The 1,350-nt window shown below is 64.6% G+C and carries 1 protein-coding gene; it reads right to left on the bottom strand.

Going from position 1 to position 1,350, the window contains the following annotated elements; translation table 11 throughout:
• Nucleotides 1-131 precede the first annotated feature (131 nt).
• On the bottom strand, nucleotides 132-1,350 hold a 1,219-nt coding region (locus U9980_RS19580), incomplete at its 5' end, for an FAD-dependent monooxygenase (protein WP_322769249.1).

Genomic DNA, 1,350 nt, shown 5'->3' with positions numbered 1-1,350 from the left:
ACGGTTCGTTCAGCGCGGCGAAATCAAGCGGTCATGCCGAATATTTCGGCCGTATGCCGGTCTGGCCACCTGTCCATCAACCGATGGACAGGTGGCCAGAGCAGGGTGGTGCCAGCACAGGAGAGCTGGTCTCAGTCGACGAAAAGATCAGTCCGCGCCAACACCCGCTGGGTACCGAATGTCACCCGGGAGAGTTTCTTGCGGTAGATCGGGGTGTGGCTGACCGCCTTCATCGCCACCGGCCGGATCCGGCCGGCGATGCCGTCGGCACCCGAGAACAGCAGCTTCGCCTGCTGTGCCTGCATCCCCATGATCGCCTTTACGGCCGGCCGCCGCTGCTGCTCGAACTGACCGAGTGCTCTGTGGTCGAACTGCCCACTCGCCCACGACGACATCAGGATCGGGTGCAGGAGCGCTGCATCCTGGATCGCGACGTTGATCCCCTGGCCGCCGATGGGCCCGACCGTGTGCGCGGCGTCTCCGATGAGGACCAGACCATCTCGAGCCCAGGTATCGGCGAAGCCGGCAAACACGTCCAGCACTGTGAGGTCGCCGGGCGTCCGGACGGACCTGGCGATCAGATCGGCATACCGGGGAACCGATCGGCACATCTGCTCCTTGATGTGGTCGATCCCGTGCTGAGCCAGCGACCGGTAACTCCGACGCGGCAACGTCCAGCCGAGCTGAAGGCTGTCGGGGTAGGCGTCGTAGACGATGATCGGGTTACCGTCACCCTGGAAGACCGTCACCTCAGGGCCGTGTCGCTCCTGCGCGGGCAGTTTGAACCACACCACGTCGTAGTCGAAGGTGTCGATCTTGGTGAACGCGATGTCAGCCAGCCGTCGGGTCTTCGAGTGACGCCCGTCCGCGGCCACCACGCACCGGGCCTCGATCGTCTGCTCCCCGTCGCCGTCCGGCAGCCGGACACCAGTGACGCGCTCGCCGTCCACGAGCAGCCCGGTCGGCGACCGGCCGTCGAGATACACGAAGCGGTCGTACTGTTTGCAGGCATCAAGCATCTCCGCCAACAGGTTCGGTTGCGGAATGCTGAGGACGTGGTTGTACGGCGGGTCGAGCCGGCTGAAGTCGGCCTCGAACAGTGTGCGACCAGCGGACACAATGCGAAATCGCGAGCACTCGTAGTGGCCACGCTTCCGCGCACCGTCGAGGATGCCCATCTGGTCCAACAGCAGCGCGCCCCCGGGTTGGAGGATCTCGCCGCGGTACTCGCGGTCGAACGACGTTGTCCGCTCGACGAGAACAACTCTGGCACCGGATCGCACCAACAATAGCGCCATACTCAGTCCGGCCGGGCCGGCTCCGATCACACAGAAATCCGTTTCCATGATT

Source organism: Protofrankia sp. Cr1 (genome assembly GCF_963555865.1).
In the GTDB taxonomy this organism is placed as follows: Bacteria; Actinomycetota; Actinomycetes; order Frankiales; family Frankiaceae; genus Protofrankia.
Note: the sequence above shows the minus strand (reverse complement) of the source record. Positions and strands in the feature narration are given on the sequence as shown.